This window comes from Lactococcus sp. S64, assembly GCF_016516525.1.
Taxonomy (GTDB): Bacteria; Bacillota; Bacilli; order Lactobacillales; family Streptococcaceae; genus Lactococcus; species Lactococcus lactis.
Map to the genome: position 1 here is coordinate 90705 of NZ_JACVUQ010000005.1, position 19136 is coordinate 109840.

At 34.7% G+C, this 19136-nt stretch carries 22 protein-coding genes and 1 pseudogene; 3 read left to right on the forward strand and 20 right to left on the reverse strand.

The window, feature by feature from the left end:
* Window positions 1–14 precede the first annotated feature (14 nt).
* The 19 genes and pseudogenes from IAE51_RS07065 to IAE51_RS07155 form a co-directional block, all read right to left on the reverse strand.
* Window positions 15–224, reverse strand: a complete 210-nt coding sequence (locus IAE51_RS07065) for a YozE family protein (RefSeq protein WP_010906259.1) — start codon at window positions 222–224, stop codon at window positions 15–17.
* Window positions 225–259: 35 nt separating this feature from the next.
* The gene (msrA, locus tag IAE51_RS07070) at window positions 260–778 is read right to left on the reverse strand and encodes a peptide-methionine (S)-S-oxide reductase MsrA (RefSeq protein WP_012898514.1); all 519 of its coding nucleotides are present in this window, start codon (window positions 776–778) and stop codon (window positions 260–262) included.
* A gap of 174 nt (window positions 779–952) precedes the next feature.
* On the reverse strand, window positions 953–1810 hold the full coding sequence (locus IAE51_RS07075) for a S1 RNA-binding domain-containing protein (RefSeq protein WP_010906261.1): 858 nt from the start codon (window positions 1808–1810) through the stop codon (window positions 953–955).
* Window positions 1811–1855: 45 nt separating this feature from the next.
* On the reverse strand, window positions 1856–2314 hold the full coding sequence (locus tag IAE51_RS07080) for a GNAT family N-acetyltransferase (RefSeq protein WP_010906262.1): 459 nt from the start codon (window positions 2312–2314) through the stop codon (window positions 1856–1858).
* Window positions 2315–2406: 92 nt separating this feature from the next.
* Window positions 2407–2964 carry a ribosome recycling factor gene (frr, locus tag IAE51_RS07085; RefSeq protein ID WP_004254618.1) on the reverse strand — a complete coding sequence of 186 codons (558 nt, stop codon included), beginning with the start codon at window positions 2962–2964 and terminating at the stop codon, window positions 2407–2409.
* A gap of 211 nt (window positions 2965–3175) precedes the next feature.
* Window positions 3176–3892 carry a UMP kinase gene (pyrH, locus tag IAE51_RS07090; RefSeq protein ID WP_021464089.1) on the reverse strand — a complete coding sequence of 239 codons (717 nt, stop codon included), beginning with the start codon at window positions 3890–3892 and terminating at the stop codon, window positions 3176–3178.
* 84 nt (window positions 3893–3976) lie between these two features.
* Window positions 3977–4429 (reverse strand): hypothetical protein, encoded by a 453-nt coding sequence (locus tag IAE51_RS07095; RefSeq protein ID WP_021464090.1) that lies wholly within the window; start codon window positions 4427–4429, stop codon window positions 3977–3979.
* Between the two features lie 133 nt (window positions 4430–4562).
* Window positions 4563–5750 carry an acetate kinase gene (locus tag IAE51_RS07100; RefSeq protein ID WP_015427114.1) on the reverse strand — a complete coding sequence of 396 codons (1188 nt, stop codon included), beginning with the start codon at window positions 5748–5750 and terminating at the stop codon, window positions 4563–4565.
* A gap of 156 nt (window positions 5751–5906) precedes the next feature.
* Window positions 5907–7094, reverse strand: coding sequence for an acetate kinase (locus IAE51_RS07105; protein WP_004254593.1), 1188 nt, complete (start codon window positions 7092–7094; stop codon window positions 5907–5909).
* 194 nt (window positions 7095–7288) lie between these two features.
* Window positions 7289–8227 carry a class I SAM-dependent methyltransferase gene (locus IAE51_RS07110; RefSeq protein WP_200095095.1) on the reverse strand — a complete coding sequence of 313 codons (939 nt, stop codon included), beginning with the start codon at window positions 8225–8227 and terminating at the stop codon, window positions 7289–7291.
* An 87-nt stretch (window positions 8228–8314) separates the two neighbouring features.
* Window positions 8315–8566: a DUF3165 family protein gene (locus IAE51_RS07115; RefSeq protein ID WP_004254583.1), complete on the reverse strand. Its 252-nt coding sequence runs from the start codon at window positions 8564–8566 to the stop codon at window positions 8315–8317.
* A gap of 100 nt (window positions 8567–8666) precedes the next feature.
* Window positions 8667–10499, reverse strand: a complete 1833-nt coding sequence (typA, locus tag IAE51_RS07120; RefSeq protein WP_025016832.1) for a translational GTPase TypA — start codon at window positions 10497–10499, stop codon at window positions 8667–8669.
* Between the two features lie 187 nt (window positions 10500–10686).
* A pseudogene (locus IAE51_RS12445) lies at window positions 10687–11144 on the reverse strand (hypothetical protein).
* 1 nt (window position 11145) lies between these two features.
* Complete coding sequence (locus tag IAE51_RS07130) at window positions 11146–11550, reverse strand: hypothetical protein (RefSeq protein WP_033900784.1); 405 nt, start codon at window positions 11548–11550, stop codon at window positions 11146–11148.
* 18 nt (window positions 11551–11568) lie between these two features.
* Window positions 11569–12360, reverse strand: coding sequence for a hypothetical protein (locus IAE51_RS12205; protein WP_233611042.1), 792 nt, complete (start codon window positions 12358–12360; stop codon window positions 11569–11571).
* Between the two features lie 337 nt (window positions 12361–12697).
* The gene (locus IAE51_RS07140) at window positions 12698–13324 is read right to left on the reverse strand and encodes an ABC transporter ATP-binding protein (protein ID WP_033900782.1); all 627 of its coding nucleotides are present in this window, start codon (window positions 13322–13324) and stop codon (window positions 12698–12700) included.
* Window positions 13325–15304, reverse strand: coding sequence for a bacteriocin-associated integral membrane family protein (locus IAE51_RS07145; protein WP_200095097.1), 1980 nt, complete (start codon window positions 15302–15304; stop codon window positions 13325–13327).
* Window positions 15301–15639, reverse strand: a complete 339-nt coding sequence (locus IAE51_RS07150; protein WP_058212143.1) for a lactococcin 972 family bacteriocin — start codon at window positions 15637–15639, stop codon at window positions 15301–15303. Before IAE51_RS07150 ends, IAE51_RS07145 begins: the two co-directional genes overlap by 4 nt.
* Before the next feature lie 299 nt (window positions 15640–15938).
* A complete protein-coding gene (locus IAE51_RS07155; RefSeq protein WP_085623766.1) occupies window positions 15939–16667 on the reverse strand; it encodes a LytTR family transcriptional regulator DNA-binding domain-containing protein in 729 nt (242 codons plus the stop codon).
* Between the two features lie 192 nt (window positions 16668–16859).
* Between IAE51_RS07155 and IAE51_RS07160 the strand changes: the two genes are divergently transcribed.
* The 3 genes from IAE51_RS07160 to IAE51_RS07170 are packed head-to-tail and all read left to right on the forward strand — an operon-like array spanning window position 16860 to window position 18476.
* Window positions 16860–17081, forward strand: coding sequence for a YqgQ family protein (locus tag IAE51_RS07160; protein WP_010906270.1), 222 nt, complete (start codon window positions 16860–16862; stop codon window positions 17079–17081).
* Between the two features lie 34 nt (window positions 17082–17115).
* A complete protein-coding gene (locus IAE51_RS07165; RefSeq protein ID WP_015427121.1) occupies window positions 17116–18087 on the forward strand; it encodes an ROK family glucokinase in 972 nt (323 codons plus the stop codon).
* A gap of 2 nt (window positions 18088–18089) precedes the next feature.
* A complete protein-coding gene (locus tag IAE51_RS07170; protein WP_004254540.1) occupies window positions 18090–18476 on the forward strand; it encodes a rhodanese-like domain-containing protein in 387 nt (128 codons plus the stop codon).
* 82 nt (window positions 18477–18558) lie between these two features.
* Here IAE51_RS07170 and IAE51_RS07175 read toward each other — a convergent pair whose 3' ends face one another.
* A complete protein-coding gene (locus IAE51_RS07175) occupies window positions 18559–19005 on the reverse strand; it encodes a DNA starvation/stationary phase protection protein (RefSeq protein ID WP_033900772.1) in 447 nt (148 codons plus the stop codon).
* Window positions 19006–19136 lie beyond the last annotated feature (131 nt).

Below are 19136 nucleotides of genomic sequence, written 5' to 3' on the forward strand. Positions count from 1 at the left end.
AATTATGATAATCGCTAAGCTTCTAAATAACTTTCCCAAATATTATCAAACAGGGTAAGATTAAAGTAAAATGGGGCTTGGGTTTCTAAATAAGTCGAAATTTCATCGAAATCTTTAGACTGTTTTGGAAAAAGCGGGTCTTGAAAAACTAAATTTGCAAGACGAGTTGCATCATCTTTTTCTACTGGTGCACGATGGCGCATAAGGTAATTATAAAAAGTCATTTTCTCTTTCTATTATCATTAAGTCGGAAAATTAATTATTTTTCCCATTGTTTTTCCAAAAAATCATGACGAATTTTACTTGATTGGGCATAATCTTCTGGATTTTTTTTGTAAAATCCTTGATGGTAGTCTTCTGCTGGCCAGAATTTTTGAACGGCTTCAATACTTGTCACAATAGGTGAATCAAAATTTCCGCTGGCTTGCAATTGCGCTTTGCTTTCTTTGGCAATTTTTTCTTGTTCTTCGTTTTCAACAAAAATGACTGGACGATAGTTATCCCCACGGTCTTCAAACTGACCAAAAGCATCTGTTGGGTCCGTGAGTGTCCAATAAAGTTCAACAAGACTTTGATAGGTAATTTTACTATTATCAAAAATAATTTCTACTGCTTCTGTATGACCAGTCAGGTGTTTTTTTACTTGTTCATAAGTTGGATTTTCAACATTTCCACCTGTATAGCCACTTATCACAGATAAAATCCCTTCTCGTTCTTCAAAAGGTTGAACCATACACCAAAAACATCCACCTGCAAATATTGCTCTTTCTGTTGCCATTATTTCTCCTTCACTTTGTTTGTCTTGTGAAATATTATAGCATAGCTCAAAAAAAAGTAGCCAATTAAGCTACTTTTTTACTGACAGAAATTTTTATAAGTCATCAGACTGACAGAATTTACTGACAAATGCTTTTAAATTAAGCTTAGTATTTCTAAAGAAGCTGTCAGTAAATTATTCTCCGATTAATTCTGTTCCCTCTGGACTTTGTTTGATTTTTTTAGCTTTCATCAAACCACCAAGCGCTTTTTTGAATTGTCCTTTTGAGATTCCAAAAGTTGCTTTTATTTCATCTGGATTTGATTTGTCATTAAATGCCATTTTCCCGCCCATTGATTGAAGATAAGCTAAAATCATTTGGCTATCAGCATCAAGCATTTCATAAGCACGTGGTTTTGCTGACAGATTTAGACTACGGTCTTCTTTTCTAAAACCAATAACACGAACTTGAAGTTCTTGACCGACACGTGGAACTGAGAAACGTTCATTTGGATGAATAAATCCTAGCATATTGTTGTCAGGCAAATAAACAAATGTTCCTGATTCTTTATTTCGATAAACAATTGCTCGTAAATCTTGGTTTTGCATGTTGTCATAACCAGGACCTGCAAGATTCCAGAAATCTTCATGCCATGCTAAATGACCCCAAATTCGCTCTTTTCTGTCAATAATTAATTTCACATAAAGTTGGTCACCAACTTTTGGCCATTGGTCTTTTTCGAGTGGCAAATCATCAAGAGAGACGACCACATCTTTTCCTGGTAAACCTGTGTCAACAAAGGCACCAAGGTCCTTACGTACAGCTGTTACCGTTCCCCAACCATAATGCTCATTTGTTGCTTTTTGTTCCAAAGTCGTCAAACGACGATGGTCATCTTTATCCACATAAACAAAACCAGTTACCACATCGCCAACTGTATGTTCACCTTCTGTTTTATCTAAACGTAATAAATCTTCTCCCTTTTGGAGAAAATAGAAACGTTCACTTTCTTCCACGATTATCGCGGAGATTGTTTGTCCAATAATACTCATTTGTACCTCTTTATAAAATGTGATTGAGAGACTATTTGTCTCTGTTTAATTGATATTTCCTTCGTAAATCCGTGATTTTTCACCCCAAGGATGATAGCCGTCAGCTAGATAATGAAAATCAAAGTGCTCATAGAAATCAGCAAAATCCGTTGCAAGATAAAGTTTATCAATATCAAAAGTTCTGCAATCTTCTTTTACTGCTTCAATCAACAGACCAGCAAGACCTTGATTTCGAAATTTTTCTTCAACATAAAGTGCACAAAGCCAAGGGTATAAGTCCATTCGACTAATAAAATCATTGCTAATCAGTCCACACCCCGCAATAATTTTTCCTTCATCAACAATCAGATACCACTGAGGAATCTTTTTGTTACTCTCTAAACTATGCTTCAAACAGTCATCATATACAGGGTTACTGTCCGTATTTCCCCATTTTTCCTGAAAAAATCGAATTGCTTCTTTGAGATAAGACGGTTGCTCTCTAAGTTTGATTAGTTCTCTCAAATTTATCCATCCTGACAGATTTTTGATGTAAAAACGGCTCAATGGAGCCGTTAATGCTTTTACAGATTACTTTATTTGTTAGATTGTTCTACTTAGATATCCAACAATTCTTTTTCTTTAATTGATGCAAGACGATCTGCTTCTTTAACCGCGTCATCAGTCACTTTTTGAATGTTGTTTTCAAGATCTTTAAGATCATCTTCAGTGATTTCTTTTGCTTTTTCTGATTTCTTAGCAGTGTCCATTGCATCACGACGGATATTACGGATTGCTACTTTTGCTGATTCAATATATTTACCCATTTCTTTGACAAGTTCGCGACGGCGTTCTTCTGTCAACATTGGGATAACTAAACGAATCACAGAACCATCATTTGCTGGTGTAATCCCAAGATCTGATTCATACAATGCTTTTTCAATATCTTTCAAGATTGATTTATCAAAAGGAGTAACCATCAATACGCGCGCTTCTGGAATTGTGATGGACGCTAATTGATTGAGTGGTGTTGGTGCGCCGTAGTAAACAACTTGAACACGGTCAAGAAGACTTGCGTTGGCACGACCAGCTCGGATATGTCCTAAATCACGTTGTAAACTTCCTAATGATTGTTTCATCCGGTCTTGAGCTGTTGTAACAATTTCGTTTGCCATTTTATTTCCTTTTTCTACTTTTAATTCTTCTATTTATTTTACTGACAGAAATTTTGTCAGAGATAAGTGTTAGTATTTTAATGATTACAGTTATGCTAATATTTCCATCATAGGATAGTCGTTGACGCTTCAGCGTTTACGAATATGCTAGTATTTCCATCAGTAATTTTTTACTGAATAAATTTACTGACAACTTTTTTGTAAGTAAATCTTATTCAACCGTTGTTCCGATTTCTTCACCACGAACGACACGTGTAATATTTCCAGCTTCATTCATGTTGAAAACAACAAGTGGAATATGATTATCCATTGACATTGTTGAAGCCGTACTGTCCATTACTTGCAAGCCTTTGGTAATAACATCCATATGTGTCAAATGTTCAAATTTAATAGCATCAGCAACTAATTTAGGGTCAGCATTATAAACACCATCAACACCATTTTTAGCCATTAAAATGACATCAGCATTAATTTCCGCAGCACGTAATGCAGAAGTTGTATCAGTTGAGAAGTAAGGCGAACCAGTTCCCCCAGCAAAAATGACAACACGTCCCTTTTCTAAATGGCGTTCAGCACGACGACGAATATAAGGTTCAGCAACAGCTTTCATCTCAATGGCTGTCATCACTCGTGTGTCAACCCCAATATTTTCAAGAGCACTTTGAATGAACAATCCATTTTGAATTGTTGCAAGCATTCCCATGTAATCTGCCTGAGCACGTTCCATTCCGGCTTTCTCACCAGTAATTCCACGCCAAACATTACCACCACCGCAAACAATCGCAAGTTCTGCGCCCAAATCATGGACTTCTTTGAGTTCTTCAGCGACAGCTTTTGCTGTTTCAGGGTCAAATCCGAAACCTTTTTCGCCTGAGAGGGCCTCTCCCGAAAGTTTTAACAGTACGCGTTTATATTTAATTTCAGCCATATTGCACCTATTCTATTATATTTTCTCTATTTTACCATAAAATGCTCACGAAAAAAAGACTAATCAAAGCCTTTTTAGAAACTATCATGATGTCAATAAACCCAGATGTCCCAACAACTGAATAAGTAAATAAATCACAAAAAGAATCCCCGCAATCCAAAAGATTAAATTAAGACTTTTAAAACCTTGCCAAATTGGGTGCTTGATTTCTTCTAACTCTTTCAATTTTTCCGGGTCCAGACTGTCAACATGTTTAAGACTGTGTTTCCAAAGAATTTCAGCAGGAATCACCGATTTATTAAGTATCAAATCTCCATTAGGTTCAATCTTGATCTCATTTCCAATCCATGAAACCATTCCCCCAAGAAACAAATTTGCGCCATATGTCTTTTTTAACTTACTCACATCAAAAGGGTTCATCAGCAAATCAATTTGCTCATGAACAGGATAATATCGAACTTGTCCATTATCAAATTCTAAACGTAAACGCACTCCTGGCAACATTTCAGCTTTTGTAACTTTTGGTAAATCCTCCACAACCTTCCCTCCATTCACCCTAATTATAGCGCTTTCTTTTATAGAAGACAAACCATTTGTCAAAACTTTACTGACAGCTTTTTCATAAGTAAAAAAATTTACTGACAGAAATTTGTCAGTAAATTTTATCTAATTATTTAGCAGCTTCAACATCACGAGCAATAACCAATTCTTCGTTTGTTGGCACAACAAGTACTTTCACTTTAGACTCTGGTTTAGAAATGATACCAAATGCTCCACGAACATTTTTACTTTCATCAATTTCCATGCCAAACCAAGAAAGTCCATTAACTACATCAGTCCGAACAGCTGTATCATTTTCACCAACACCAGCCGTGAAAATAAGAGCATCAGCCCCATTTAATACTCCAAAATATTGGGCAATAAATTTCTTGAGACGGTCAACATACATTTCATAAGCAAGAATCGCTTTAGGATTTCCTTTAGCCACAGCTTCTGAAAGATCACGCATATCACTTGAGAGTTCTGACACCCCAAGAACTCCAGATTCTTTATTGAGAATGTCAATCACATCTTGAGCATTTCTAAGGCTTGGGTCGCTCTCTAACATATAAGGAATGACTGAGGCGTCCATTTCACCTGCACGTGTTCCCATCATTACACCAGCAAGTGGTGTAAATCCCATTGAAGTATCAACAGATTTTCCAGCTTCAATTGCTGTAATTGAAGCTCCATTTCCGATATGAGCCGTAATTAGCTTCAAATCTTCCAATGGTTTTCCTAAAACTTTTGCCGCTTCTTGGGCGACATACATGTGTGACGTTCCATGTGCTCCATATTTTCTGATTGAATAATCTTCATAATATTTTGTTGGAATAGGATAACGATAAGCCTTTTCTGGCAAAGTACTGTGAAAAGCAGTGTCGAAAACAGCAACTGCAAGTGCATCTGGTAATAAACGTTGAAAAGCTTCAATCCCTAAAACATTAGCAGGATTATGCAAAGGAGCCAAAGTTGAAAGATTTTTAATCTCAGCCAAAACCTCAGGACTAATAACCGTAGAAGTTTTGAAAAATTCCCCACCTGCAACAACACGATGGCCAATTCCTGTGATTTCGCGGAATTCATGAATTAATTTAAAGTGAATTAATTCATCCATTAATAACAAAACGGCTTGACGATGGTCAACAATTTCTTGTTTTCTAACGTGTTCTTCATTGTTAAATTTAGTTGTTGAGATTGAGCCAGACAAACCAATACGTTCAAAAATTCCTTTAGCAATCACGGTTTCTTCCGGCATTTCGTAAAGTTGCCATTTTAATGACGAGGAGCCTGCATTGACAGCGAGCGTTTTTTCCATACTTACTCTCCTTAATGTATGCGTTTTATTCTTAAAATTATATCATATTTTATGTCTGATTTCATTTCTCCTCCCTCAAGGATTCCCAGAACTTATCATTTTATGTCATTTTAAAAATAAAAAAGATTTTGTTCTAAAACAAAATCTTTTAATTAATTATTTTTTAAGTGCTTCAACATCACGAGCAATTACAAGCTCTTCGTCAGTTGGAATCACAAAAACTTTTACGCGTGAATGAGGTGTTGAAATTTCTCCCTCGACGCCAAAGACATTTTTCTCAGGGTCAACTTCAATTCCAAACCAAGTCAATCCAGAAAGAATTGCTTCACGAACAGGAACCGAATTTTCACCAATACCAGCGGTGAAGACAAGAGCATCTGCCCCATTCAAAACGGCCAAATATTGACCAATAAATTTTTGAATTCGGTCAACATACATCTCAAATGCAAGTTTTGCATCAGTATCTGTATCTTTAGCAGCAATGATATCACGCATATCTGATGAAATACCAGATACACCATAGAGACCAGATTCTTTGTTCATCATATCAACAACACCTTGAGCATCTTTTAACTCAGAGTCATTTTCAATAAGGTATGGAAAAACAGAAGGGTCCATTTCACCTGTACGTGTTCCCATCATTACTCCAGCAAGTGGTGTGAATCCCATCGAAGTATCAATTGATTTCCCACCTTTTACTGCTGTCAGTGATGCGCCATTCCCGATATGAGCAGTGATAATTTTAGTTTCTTCAATTGGTTTTCCAAGTAATTTTGCAGCTTCTTGTGAAACATACATGTGTGAAGTTCCATGAGCCCCATATTTACGGACAGCATAATCTGTATAATATTTTTTAGGCAATGGATAACGGAATGCTTTTTCAGGCATCGTTGTATGGAAAGCTGTATCAAAAACTACTACTGAAGTTGCATCAGGCAGTAAGTTCAAAAAAGCTTCAATTCCTGCAGCATTTGCTGGATTATGCAAAGGAGCAAGAGCTGACAAATCTTTAACTTGTTGCAACACTTCTGGTGTAACAACTGTTGATTTTTGGAAAATTTCACCTCCAGCAACCACACGATGTCCTACACCTGTAATTTCAGTAAATTCCTCTACTATTTTCAATCGTTTTAAATCTTCAAGTAAAACTTCTACTGCTTCTGTATGATTTGGAATGTCAAAAACGCGTTCTTCTTTTTGCTCACCAAATTTGACGGTCACAATCGAATCTTTCAAACCAATTCGTTCGATTAATCCCTTGGCAAGAACTTTTTCTTCTGGCATTTCATACATTTGCCATTTCATAGATGATGAACCAGCGTTAACTGCTAATGTTTTGGTCATTTTTAATAAACCCTCCTTGAATTTGAAATACGGTTAAATTATAACACAATTACAATTCCTTTTGTGTTTTTCGGTCATGATTCACGAGCTTAATTCAAGATGTAGTTTTTAAAATAAAAACCTTTTCAAATTCAATTATTTTCATACACTCTAACCAAAAAAATTACTGACAGAACCTGTCAGTAATTTCAATCTTATAATTTTACAATTTTTGTAAATTCTTCCATAAAGACTTCTAAACTTTCTCTGTCTGTCAGTGAAGACAAAGGGTGAGCAAAAGTTGCATGTGCAGCCGGCCCCTTTTTCAAAACATAAATCGCCTTAGCATCAGCATTAAAAAGTGATTTTGGTAAAGTGATGACAGCCATCACACTTCCATGTTTACTAATCCACTCCTTTAATAGTGGTCCTTGAGGACTTGTCAGTAAATCTTCTGGAGCTAGGAAAATGGCAAAAGAACCCTCTTTTAAATAATTAAATGATTGCTCAATCAAAAGATGATGAGCAAAAGTATGTCCGTCAGTAGTCGCAACTTCAAAATTCTTTGCAACTTCATCATCTGGATAAAAACCAATTGGTAAATCACTGACAACAACGTCTGCAGGTTCCATCAAACGCTTTTGTACTGCATCAATTTGCATGAACTCAGCCTGACTCCCCATAATTTCAGACATTGAAGCAGACAAATCTAAAAGTAAATCATCAACTTCAAAGCCTACATAATCAACCTTTTTATTAAGATTAACTAAAAGCGTTTCAGCAAGATTACCCATACCAGACCCAAATTCAATTAAACGAAGTTCAGAATTTTTATTAAGATGTTCAATAATGAAATTAAAAATTAAACCAATTGCATCTGGAGTCATTGCATGATTGGGCTGAAGTGGTGCGACTTGTGATCCTTTCAACAAAACAAATTGAAAAAGTTTTTGCCACTCCTTATTTGATAAATTTAACTGACGAAGTTCGTCATTATTTACTGACAATTCAACAATTCCTTGGTCAGTATCATCTAAAAAAGCAGCATTTTGTTCTACAAAAGCATCATAAAAATCTGTATCCAATTTCTCAGATAGTAACATAATATTTGCAACAACTAGCTCAAAACCTTGAGCCACTTTTTCCATATCCATGTTTTTTCTCCATTTCTACAAAATCAAAATAAAACTGCCAAACTTTGACAGTTTTATTCATTGCTTGATTATTAATCAATCAATCATTTATTTTTTTCTTTTTCGACTGTCCAACTTTTCCAATTCCATCCAAGCTCTGACCGTTACGACAAGCATCGCCACAATACCGATAATTTCTAAAAGTAATGACCGATGGCTTACCGCCTGGGCCACAGCAAAAGCAAGAACTAGAACTCCAACACCAGCAAAGAAGAAAATGTCCATACTCCGCCGAACGTCTTTGGGCATCATGAAAATATACGCAAAGGCAACTAAAATCAACAAGATAATATAGAACATTTTTCTCCTTTCCAAGTTATGACAAGAACTAACGAAAAATTAATTTATTCATCATCAAACTTTCAATAATTGAAAATCAAGTTTCTCTATTTGATTAAACTTATTTTTTCTTCTTAGTTGATTTTTCACGCATTGCTTTATCCAAAATTTGTTTACGCAAGCGGATTGATTCTGGAGTTACTTCCAAGTAATCATCATCTCCAAGGAATTCCAAAGATTCTTCAAGTGAAAGAATTTTTGGTGTGTTCAAAACAGATGTAGAGTCTTTATTTGAAGAACGAACGTTTGTTTGTTGTTTCATTTTAGTGATATTTACAGTCAAATCATTATCACGACTGTGTTCACCAACAATCATCCCACCATAAACTTCAGTACCTGCATCAACAAAAAGTTGTCCACGTTCTTGAACGTAACCCATTGCGTAAGAAGTAACTTGACCTGAATCCATAGAAATCAAAGAACCACGGTGACGTCCACCGATTTCTCCCTTAACAGCTGGAAGATATTGATCGAAAGTATGGTTCATAATTCCGTATCCACGAGTCATTGACATGAATTCTGTTGTGAATCCAATCAAACCACGTGCAGGAACAAGGAAAATCAAACGCGCTTGACCGTTACCAGTGATTTGCATATCAAGCATATCACCTTTACGTTCAGAGAGCGCTTGGATGATTGAACCTTGGTATTCTTCAGGAGTGTCGATTTGAACACGTTCAAATGGTTCGCAAGCAACACCATCAATTTCTTTGATGATAACTTCAGGACGTGAAACTTGAAGTTCATATCCTTCACGGCGCATTGTTTCAATAAGAATTGACAAGTGCAATTCACCACGACCAGAAACAACCCATTTATCAGGAGATTCAGTGTTTTCAACACGAAGTGAAACGTCAGTTTGCAATTCAGAAACCAAACGTTCTTCAACTTTACGTGATGTTACCCATTTTCCTTCGCGACCAGCGAAAGGTGAGTTGTTAGCAAGGAAAGTCATTTGCAAAGTAGGTTCATCAATGTGCAAGATTGGCAATGGTTCAACGTGGTCTGAAGGTGTAACAGTTTCCCCAACGAAGATATCTTCCATACCAGACAAAGCAATCAAATCACCAGCTTTTGCTTCTTGGATTTCTTGACGGTCAAGACCGAAGAAACCAAAAAGTTTAGTAACGCGGAAGTTTTTAGTTGAACCATCAAGTTTAGACAAAGTAACGCTGTCCCCAACTTTGATTGTTCCACGGAAAACACGTCCAATACCAATACGTCCAACATAGTCATTGTAGTCCAAAAGTGAAACTTGGAATTGCAAAGGTTCATCAGAGTTATCAACTGGTCCAGGGATATGGTCGATGATTGTATCAAAAATATTTGCCATTGTGTGTTCTTGATCAGCTGGATTATCAGACATTGATGAAGAACCATTGATTGCTGAAGCATAAACAACTGGGAAATCCAATTGTTCGTCATCAGCACCAAGTTCGATGAAAAGTTCAAGAACTTCATCAACAACTTCAGCTGGACGAGCAGATGGTTTGTCAATCTTATTAACAACAACGATTGGAGTCAAGTTTTGTTCCAAAGCTTTTTTCAAAACAAAACGTGTTTGAGGCATTGTTCCTTCATAAGCATCGACAACGAGGACAACCCCGTCAACCATTTTCATAATACGTTCAACTTCTCCACCGAAGTCCGCGTGACCTGGTGTGTCCAAGATGTTGATACGAGTTCCGTTATATTCAACTGCTGTATTTTTGGCAAGGATAGTAATCCCACGTTCTTGCTCAAGTGCATTTGAGTCCATCGCACGTTCAGCTAATTCTTTACGAGCATCCAACGTTTGAGATTGTTTTAAGAGTTCGTCAACCAATGTAGTTTTACCATGGTCAACGTGGGCAATAATAGCGACGTTTCTAATATCTTCGCGTAATTTAGTCAATTTTATCATACCTTACTTTCGTATATATCTAACCCATTATAGCACACTTTTCTAAAAGCTGTAAATGCACACGTTTACAAGCCTAACAAAGATTTTTTTACTTCCAAAATGAAAACCCCAAAGAAAAATTTCTAAGGAGTTCTTTATTTTTTTATAATTAATAAAATCAGTAAAAATGATTATGTTGTTAATATTCTTTTATTCTTAAACTGTAGAGAAAGAGTAAAAGAAAAGCAACTAAACCAAATAGAACAGCAATAATATATCCAGCTCCATAAAAGGTTAGAAAGATAGAAAGTTCAGCCCCAAAAGTATTCCCAGATAAACTATGATTAAAAATAATCATAGACGGAAAAGCTATAACTAAGAAACTAATTTAAAAATAAGACTAGCAAAAGAAAAATAGACACTAAAATTTATTTTCCTATAAATGAGAAAAAGTGATATAAGCAACACCAATCCCAAAATGAAACTATAAAAAGGGACTTGATGAAAAAGAAAATAAAAGAAATTTTCTCGACTTTTTTTATAGTCAAAATTCGTATTCAATTTAGCCTGATTTACCGTTGCAGGAAGAAACATGGTTCCTATCCAAATGATGAATGCAAGAAATACTTGCCAAATTTTTATTTTTCTTACCCACATTTTAATCTCCCTTTTTATAGGCATCAATACAAACCAAAACATTAAAAATTAAAAACAAAGCGAAACTGATAAAATAGCCAAAACTATAATCTCCTAGCACCATCAGTCCTCTTTGTATTCCACCAATCAAAAATTGACTAAATGCGAGACCACCATAAGCTCCAAATATAGCAATTGTGATTAAAAGCGGAATGACTTTTTTATATCTTACATACCGCTCATTTATTGTAAAATAATTAACCAATAGTACAATCAAAACAACGAAATAGAGCCGCAAACCATATTTAACAACATATTGAAAGCCCAAAAGTTGAGTATTCTCAAAGTGATTATTAGTCGCTGGAAAAAAAGGAAGAAAGAAGCTGAGCAACCCTAAAATAAATGTAAATACTATATATTTTTTCATATCTATCTCCTAACTAAATTAATAAGAAAATACTAAATTATTAAGGGTTACTGACCATTTAGAATGAGTTCCTCTTTTTAGATTAACTGTATAACCTACTTCCCCTCTTGAACCAGGAGTATTCGAAACAGCTGTATAACCTGTTGATACACTCCAAGACGCTGAGGTGCCTTTTCCCCATGTATGGTCTTGCGACGGATGATATTTTTGTTGTACTCTTATACTAGATGAGGTTACCTGAATTGACGAATCAGCAATCGTGTAGCCGCCCGTAACTTTATAAATATTCAACTTATTATCATTATGTGAACCCGTTACTGTCCAGTAAATTTCTTCTTTAATCTTTACGCCATATGTTGAATCCCATTTAGATGTTGTTGAAGTATCATAAGTTGTAGCAGATACCTTAGTGCCAAAAAAATTCCCCAATATGTTTATAGCCAAATTATTATCTGAACTTGCTTTATCATTACTAATAACTTGAGCTTGAGATAAATCAGCAGTATAAGTTGTCACTCCTTTTGTATTGTCTCCATTATCAATAGTTACTTGACTATCCACCGTTACAGGCGCTGTCAAATTACCACCACTTGTACTCTCTAGCTTCACGGCTCCCTTCACAACATATTTAACTTGCTTTTTCGTATTCATAATAATTTTATCTGCCTTTTTAGGTATATTCAAATTAACTTTCCCATTTTTAGACACATCAACATTAGGTGCTAATGCACCATCTGCTTTTACAGCAAATCCAGTTGCAAATAATACACTGACAACAAGTATGCCAATAATAATTTTTTTCGCATTCATAACTAAATCCTCTTTTCTTAGTCTGTAAGTTACTAATCTAAGAGCTAGTCTTTAAATTATAACTTACTTGATGTTATATTTTTCATTAAAAAATTACCCACTTTCTTTTTGCACGATATATCTTTGAGTTGATATTGAACTTTATTAATTTTCCATTGGTCCTCCCTCTCTTTCAAGATTTATTTCTATCATTATTCATACTTTAATCGTAAGCCTTTTCATTTTCGTTTACAATATTTTTTTGCACAATTTCATCATTTTTGTGACGAAATCAATTTTTTTGTGATGAAATTGATATTTTCATTGTAAAAAGTAAAAATCCCCCCAATATATTACCTCATCTGGACAATTCAACAACCTCATCTGCCATTTCCCAAATAACAGGATTATGCGTAGCGATAATAATAATCCGATTTTCATTTTTCATACTCAAAAGCAGTTTCATCACTTCTTCACTATTCTCAGAATCTAGTGCTGCTGTTGGTTCATCCGCCAAAATAACCGGTGAATCTTTCAAAATCGCTTTAGCAAGTGCTACACGCTGTGCCTCACCACCTGACAATTCATAAATTTTTTGATTGAGTTTTAAATAGGCTACATTAACTTGTGCCAGAGTTTCAAGCTTTTTTTCTTGTTTAGTTTTCTTGGATAACTTTTGATTAATCAATCCCAAATCCAAATTTTTATCAATCGTTTCATTTTCAATCAATCCAAAATTTTGAAAAAGATAAGACAAATCATTTAGAAAATAGGAATGTTTCTTGATTTTTGATAATTCTTTTCCCTCATAAAGAATACTTCCCTCGTAGGATTCAAGTTTAGCAATCATATTCAGTAAGGTTGTTTTACCAGAACCTGATTGACCGATAATGGCATAAACTTTCCCAGCTTCAAAGGTTAATTTAAAGTTATCAAAAACCTTTCTATGTAAAAATTCTTTAGTAATATTAGTTAATTCAAACATCTATTCTCCTTTCAAACTATTTATTTGTCCATTTTCAAAATTCTTCATTTGAACAAGTAGGATAATGAGCGAAATAAACCACAAAGCACTTACAACAAAAAGAGAATATAAAAACTCATTGCTGATTATTGTCAATGTTGGTAATAAAATCAAAAGTAATCCTAACTCTACAAAAATGAACCGACGATGAATTCTCAAGTTGGGCATTCCAGAAATAAATTTTATTACAATTGTTCTTCTGAAATGAGTAAAGTAAAGGACATGGAGTAAAATATAGAAAAAACTAATGACAATAATCGTTATAATGGCTGATATGATTGCCATACTTAAACTCTCTTTTACAAGATTTGTCTGTGCTTCATACTGTCCATAGGCATTAACTAAATAATGAACCTTATCGTATAGTCCCAACTCTTTCAGCCTATTAAGCGTTTGTTCTTTACCTTTCACAAAAAAGTAATCATTATCCCCTGCCCACGATAGACCAGTTTCTTCTCCTGATGATTTCGGTGTTATCACAATAATAATTGGGTCAGAGATTTCTTGCTGTGTTGTCATTTTCTCATCGGCCACATTGTAAATAAAACGTTTTTCACCATTTAGTACTTCTTCAACGTATTTTGCCTTCATCTTAGTCTCTTTTTTACCGTTTTGTGTGGTTTCCGTCAATGATTTATTATATTTAGTGATAAGTTTTTGACGGTTTTTCATTTGATTTTTCGGTATCAAAAGAGCGTATTCTCCAAGTTTAAGATTAGAAAAGTCTTCTTTAGTCTTGATATGTTGTGCTTTCAGATAACTTGGTGTAACGAAAAGTTGGTCTTGGCTACTTTCTTCTGGTCCAGCAAATAGGTCATGTCTAACGAATATCGCATCATCTTTCGTTACTTCAATATTATAAAAGTTCCACCATGCTTTTGCTTCTTGATTACTCACTTGCAAATTAATAGAGGCATAGGGAAACGTATAATAATCTTTTTGCTGTTTCCATTTATCTAAGTCGGCTTCCTGTTTTTTTAATTCAATTTGATTATAGTGAATTCCCGATAGACTTGTGACAAGGACAAGACTCACAGCAAATTGCATCAAAACCACAAGAACCATCAAAGCGATTGTCGGTAGTTTCCCTTTGATAAGTGAATTAAGCTGACTCCGAGAGAGGATAATCATGATTATTGCACTTACTAAGCATGACAATAGCACAAATATCAGAGAAGAAAAGAAGATAGAAAATAAAGCAAAAATGTGAAGTGACAAGTTGCTTAGACCAGTTATGAGCAAGTAACTAGAAGTCCCTATCATAGCAATAATCGTCAAAATTGAGATAAACTTTATATCACGAATACTATCTGAAAATACCGTATTCAACAGTTTCTTTCCAGACAAAAGTTCTATTCCTGATTTTCGTAACTCTGAGATTCTTACAAAAATAGCTAAGCCGACAAAAGCCAGAAAAACGCTTATCAATAAGGTTACAGCCTGTGGATTACCATAGATGTTGTAATATTCCCCAAGAAGTGACATGTTTGGAATATAAGATGCTGTTACATGAAATTTTTGATTTAAATATTGACTAAACTCCTCAGATTCTTTCTTTCCAGAAAAAATGTTGTAAGTCCCAAACATACCAAGTGGGTCGTACTCCTCTCTTTTCTCTTTTGGAAGTAGAGTCATATTACTTGCAAGTTTCCCTTTCCCAAAAGTCATATAAGTTGGCTTGAAATCTCCTGAACCGTTAGGTGTGACAACATCCATAACGATAAAGACATCATGTTTTCTTGCATAGTCATCCACATCTTTGATAACTTCACGAGGACTAGGAATAGTTTCTGGATTTTGCTTCTCATTATTTGCAATAAGAACGGCATTTGGCAATCTTTCTGCGATAATTTGCTGGTCTTTTCCTTTTATATTAATAATATAAAAGACTGTGACTAAAATTGTAGCCACAGCCAAAAAAATATATTTTATTTTTTTCATTGTGGCCCCCAATGTTTGCTTTTAACTATACCGTTGCTATGGTAGAAAACCACACTTTCTCCCCAACGAGTATTCAACCAGGCATAGGCTTGCTGATTGGCATGAGCTTCTCCTGCTATTGTCCCTCCATATCTAGTCCGAAAAGCTACTTCAGCCCAATGATTTCCATAGTTATTCCAATAAGCGGCATAAGCTCCCATACCGTACTTCTTATCATTGGTTGAACCTTGAGAATAAGTTGAACGATTAATAGCGAAAACGGGACTGACTTGAAGAATAGTCACACCGAGAGTCGCAAGGATAAGTGTTGAAACAAGTAATTTTTTAGTTTGCATTTTTCTACTTCCTTTCTAAAAATTTTTAATCTTTTGTAGAACTTTTTAAAAATTCTACTACAACAAAATTTTTAGTACCTCCTTTCCTCACTTTGAGGGTGTACAAGCCTCTGGTCGAATTCGTTTGTTTAACATTTTTAAGTTGATGTTAAATTTCTATATTTCGATTGTAAACCTTTTCACTTTTGCTTAAAATCTTTTTTTGCATAATTTCATCATTTTTGTGACGAAATCGCATTTTCTGTGATGAAATTGAGTTTTTATCAGGTAAAAACAAAAATCACCCTAAAAAAGAGTGATTATTTTATTCGTTTTGAATGTTTTTTGAGTTCCTTTAACTCTTTTTTGCAAACCTTTGGTGCCTTGATTTTTTTCAAACTTTGTACAAAGCATAGCGTCAATCCATCTTCTTCTATTCGACGAATTTTATTTGTATCAACGAGTAAACCGCGTCCAAGTGCAAGTAAATTGGGAATTTTCTTTTTTACATCAGAAATCGTACCACGAACTAAACATTCATTATCTTTTGTGATGGCTCTAAGATAATTTCGATGTGTTTTGTCCGCTTCAATATATAAAAGAGAATCTATCGAAATTGGATAACCACTGATTTCGACAATAGTTAGCTCATTTGTAAAACAGTAGAGCAACACTTTCTTAATCATTTCTCTAACTTCAGTATCAGAGTCACTGGCCACAGTCATTTGAGTCCATAACGGAGAGGTAGTAAAGTTCAATAATTCATCTTTTAAGTCAGGATTATCAGTATAAATAAGAAAAAATGCCTTACTTTCTAACTTCTGTATTTTTTTCAGTATTTCGAACTCTTCTTTTTGTACAATTTTTATAAAACAAGTCTTAACTTCATTAAGGTAAATTTGAAGAAATTTATAGACATGCTGATGATTATAGAATACCATTGTTGCATCGATCTCGTCTTTTATCCCAAGTTCTTTTTCATTTTCAAGAACAAATCGCTCCAAGCGATTTACTGCATAAAAGTCCGCATCAATCAAAATTCTATTCATTTATTTACCTTCAACAAGTAAATTTTAACTATAATCTTATTCCAAAAGCATCATTACCATTAAATATCTTTTTAGTTACGTTTTCAAATTATATTGTATTATACCATTTTATAAGCAAATTCTGCACTATTCTCTCTCTTTTACATATAGCTTGGACTTGAAAGCCTTTATCAAATACGGTAAAATGTAGTAATGAAAACTCTCTATGACGTGCAAGAAATGCTGAAAAAATATGGATATATCAATCTTTTTCCAGATCGTTTGGATGCGATTGCTTTTATGCAAATTGAATTAGGAAAAATGCTTGAATCAGGAATATTTCAAAAAAGCGACCATGACTATTTGACTGCTCGCTTGATTTTAGCACGTGAAGAGAGAATTGAAAAGAAAAAATCTACGACCAATAAAAAATGATTCTTTTTTTTATTGTCAGATTGGAGAAAAAAACATGACTGCAAGTAAAATTATCGGTATCGACCTTGGTGGAACTTCAATTAAATTTGGAATTTTGACACTCGATGGTGAGGTTCAAGATAAATGGTCTATCCCGACAAATATTTTAGAAGATGGAAAACATATCGTTCCTGATATTATTGAATCAATCAACCACCGTTTAAGCCTTTATAACTTGGACAAATCTGAATTTCTTGGAATTGGAATGGGAACACCAGGTTCAGTAAATATTTCTGAAAGTACCGTAAAAGCTGCTTTTAACTTAAACTGGGCAGATACTCAAGAAGTAGGTAAACCAATCTCTGAAGGTGTTGGTCTTCCTTTCATTTTGGATAACGATGCTAATGTTGCTGCTCTTGGTGAACGTTGGGTAGGGGCAGGTGAAAACAATCCTGATGTTGTTTTCATTACTCTTGGAACTGGTGTTGGTGGCGGAATTATCGCTTCAGGTGAGCTCGTTCATGGTGTTGCCGGAGCTGGTGGCGAAATTGGCCACATTTGTGTTGACCCTGATGGTTTTGAATGTACTTGTGGAAATCGCGGTTGCTTGGAAACAGTAACTTCTGCAACAGGTATCGTTCGTTTAGCTCGTAAATTCGCTGAAGAATACGAAGGTGATTCTACTATTAAAGCAGCTATTGACAATGGTGATGAAGTGACTTCTAAAGACATCTTCTTTGCAGCTCAAGAAGGAGATCACTTCAGCTTATCCGTTGTTGATAAATTTGCTTATTATCTCGGTTTTGCTTGTGCAAACCTTGGTTCTACTTTGAACCCTGCTTCAATCGTCATCGGTGGTGGTGTTTCTGCTGCTGGAGAATTCTTACGTGAAAAAGTTGAAAAATATTTCACTAAATATGCCTTTTCAACTGTTCGTAACTCAAGTAAAATCAAACTTGCTGTCCTTGGAAATGACGCTGGAATTATCGGTGCCGCAAGTCTTGCTCTTAAATTTAAAGGAGAATAATTTTGGTTATTATTATCATTGATATCATTCTTGTTTTAGTAATTATCGGAATGTTTGTCTATCCTCGTTGGAATCTTCGTCGTAATGCTAAACTTGTTGAAGAAGCTGAGTTTGCTCGTTTAATGCCTACTTCTCAATTAATTGATATTCGTGAAGCAAAAGATTTTCGTATTAAACATATTCTTGGTGCACGTAATCTTCCTGCTGGACAAATTGACCAAAGTTTAAATGCCTTAAGTAAACATAAACCTGTACTCATTTATGAAAATGGTCGTCCTGTTGGCGGAGCAAAAGTTGCTAAAAAACTAAAAAAAGCTGGCATTCCTGAAGTTTATATCCTTAAAAGTGGTTTGAATTCTTGGAATGGTAAAACTAAATCTGGTATCTAATTACTAATCGTCTTATTAGTAAATTTCAAATAAAAAAACTCTCTATCATTAACTGACAGAGAGTTTTTTATTTATAAAGTAATTAACCTACTTCAGCTTCAATCATCCAAAGTGTTTTTTCAATATCTCCAAGAGCAGTCGTATATAAGTCAACTGTCACATCATCACCATCATCACCAGCAATTTTAATGCCATCTTTGAAGAGTTGAGTCAAATATTTGTAAGCAACAATCAATTCTTTCACACGTTCTGAATTAGATTTTCCCCAAATGGCGGGAGTCATTTCAATTTTAGAATTTTTATCAAATTCTGCTAAAGTTGAAACTGGAGAACCACCAATAGTGATTAGACGTTCTGCAAATTCGTCCAAATGTTCATCCAATTGATCTTTCAATTCATCCATTTTTGGGTGTAGGTAAAGAAAACCCGGACCACGCAAATACCAGTGGATTTGATGAACAAGTGCTGATGCTTTTGATAAATCAGCAACTGTTTGATTTAAAACTTCTTGTGTGTGTTCATTTGACATAACTAACCTCCATTTTTTAAATATTAAATGTCATAAAGGAACTTAATATTAACTTTTCTATAAATATATTATAAACCAATGAGATTTTTTTCTCAAATGATTTACTTATTTTCTTTTTTCGCTATATTTAA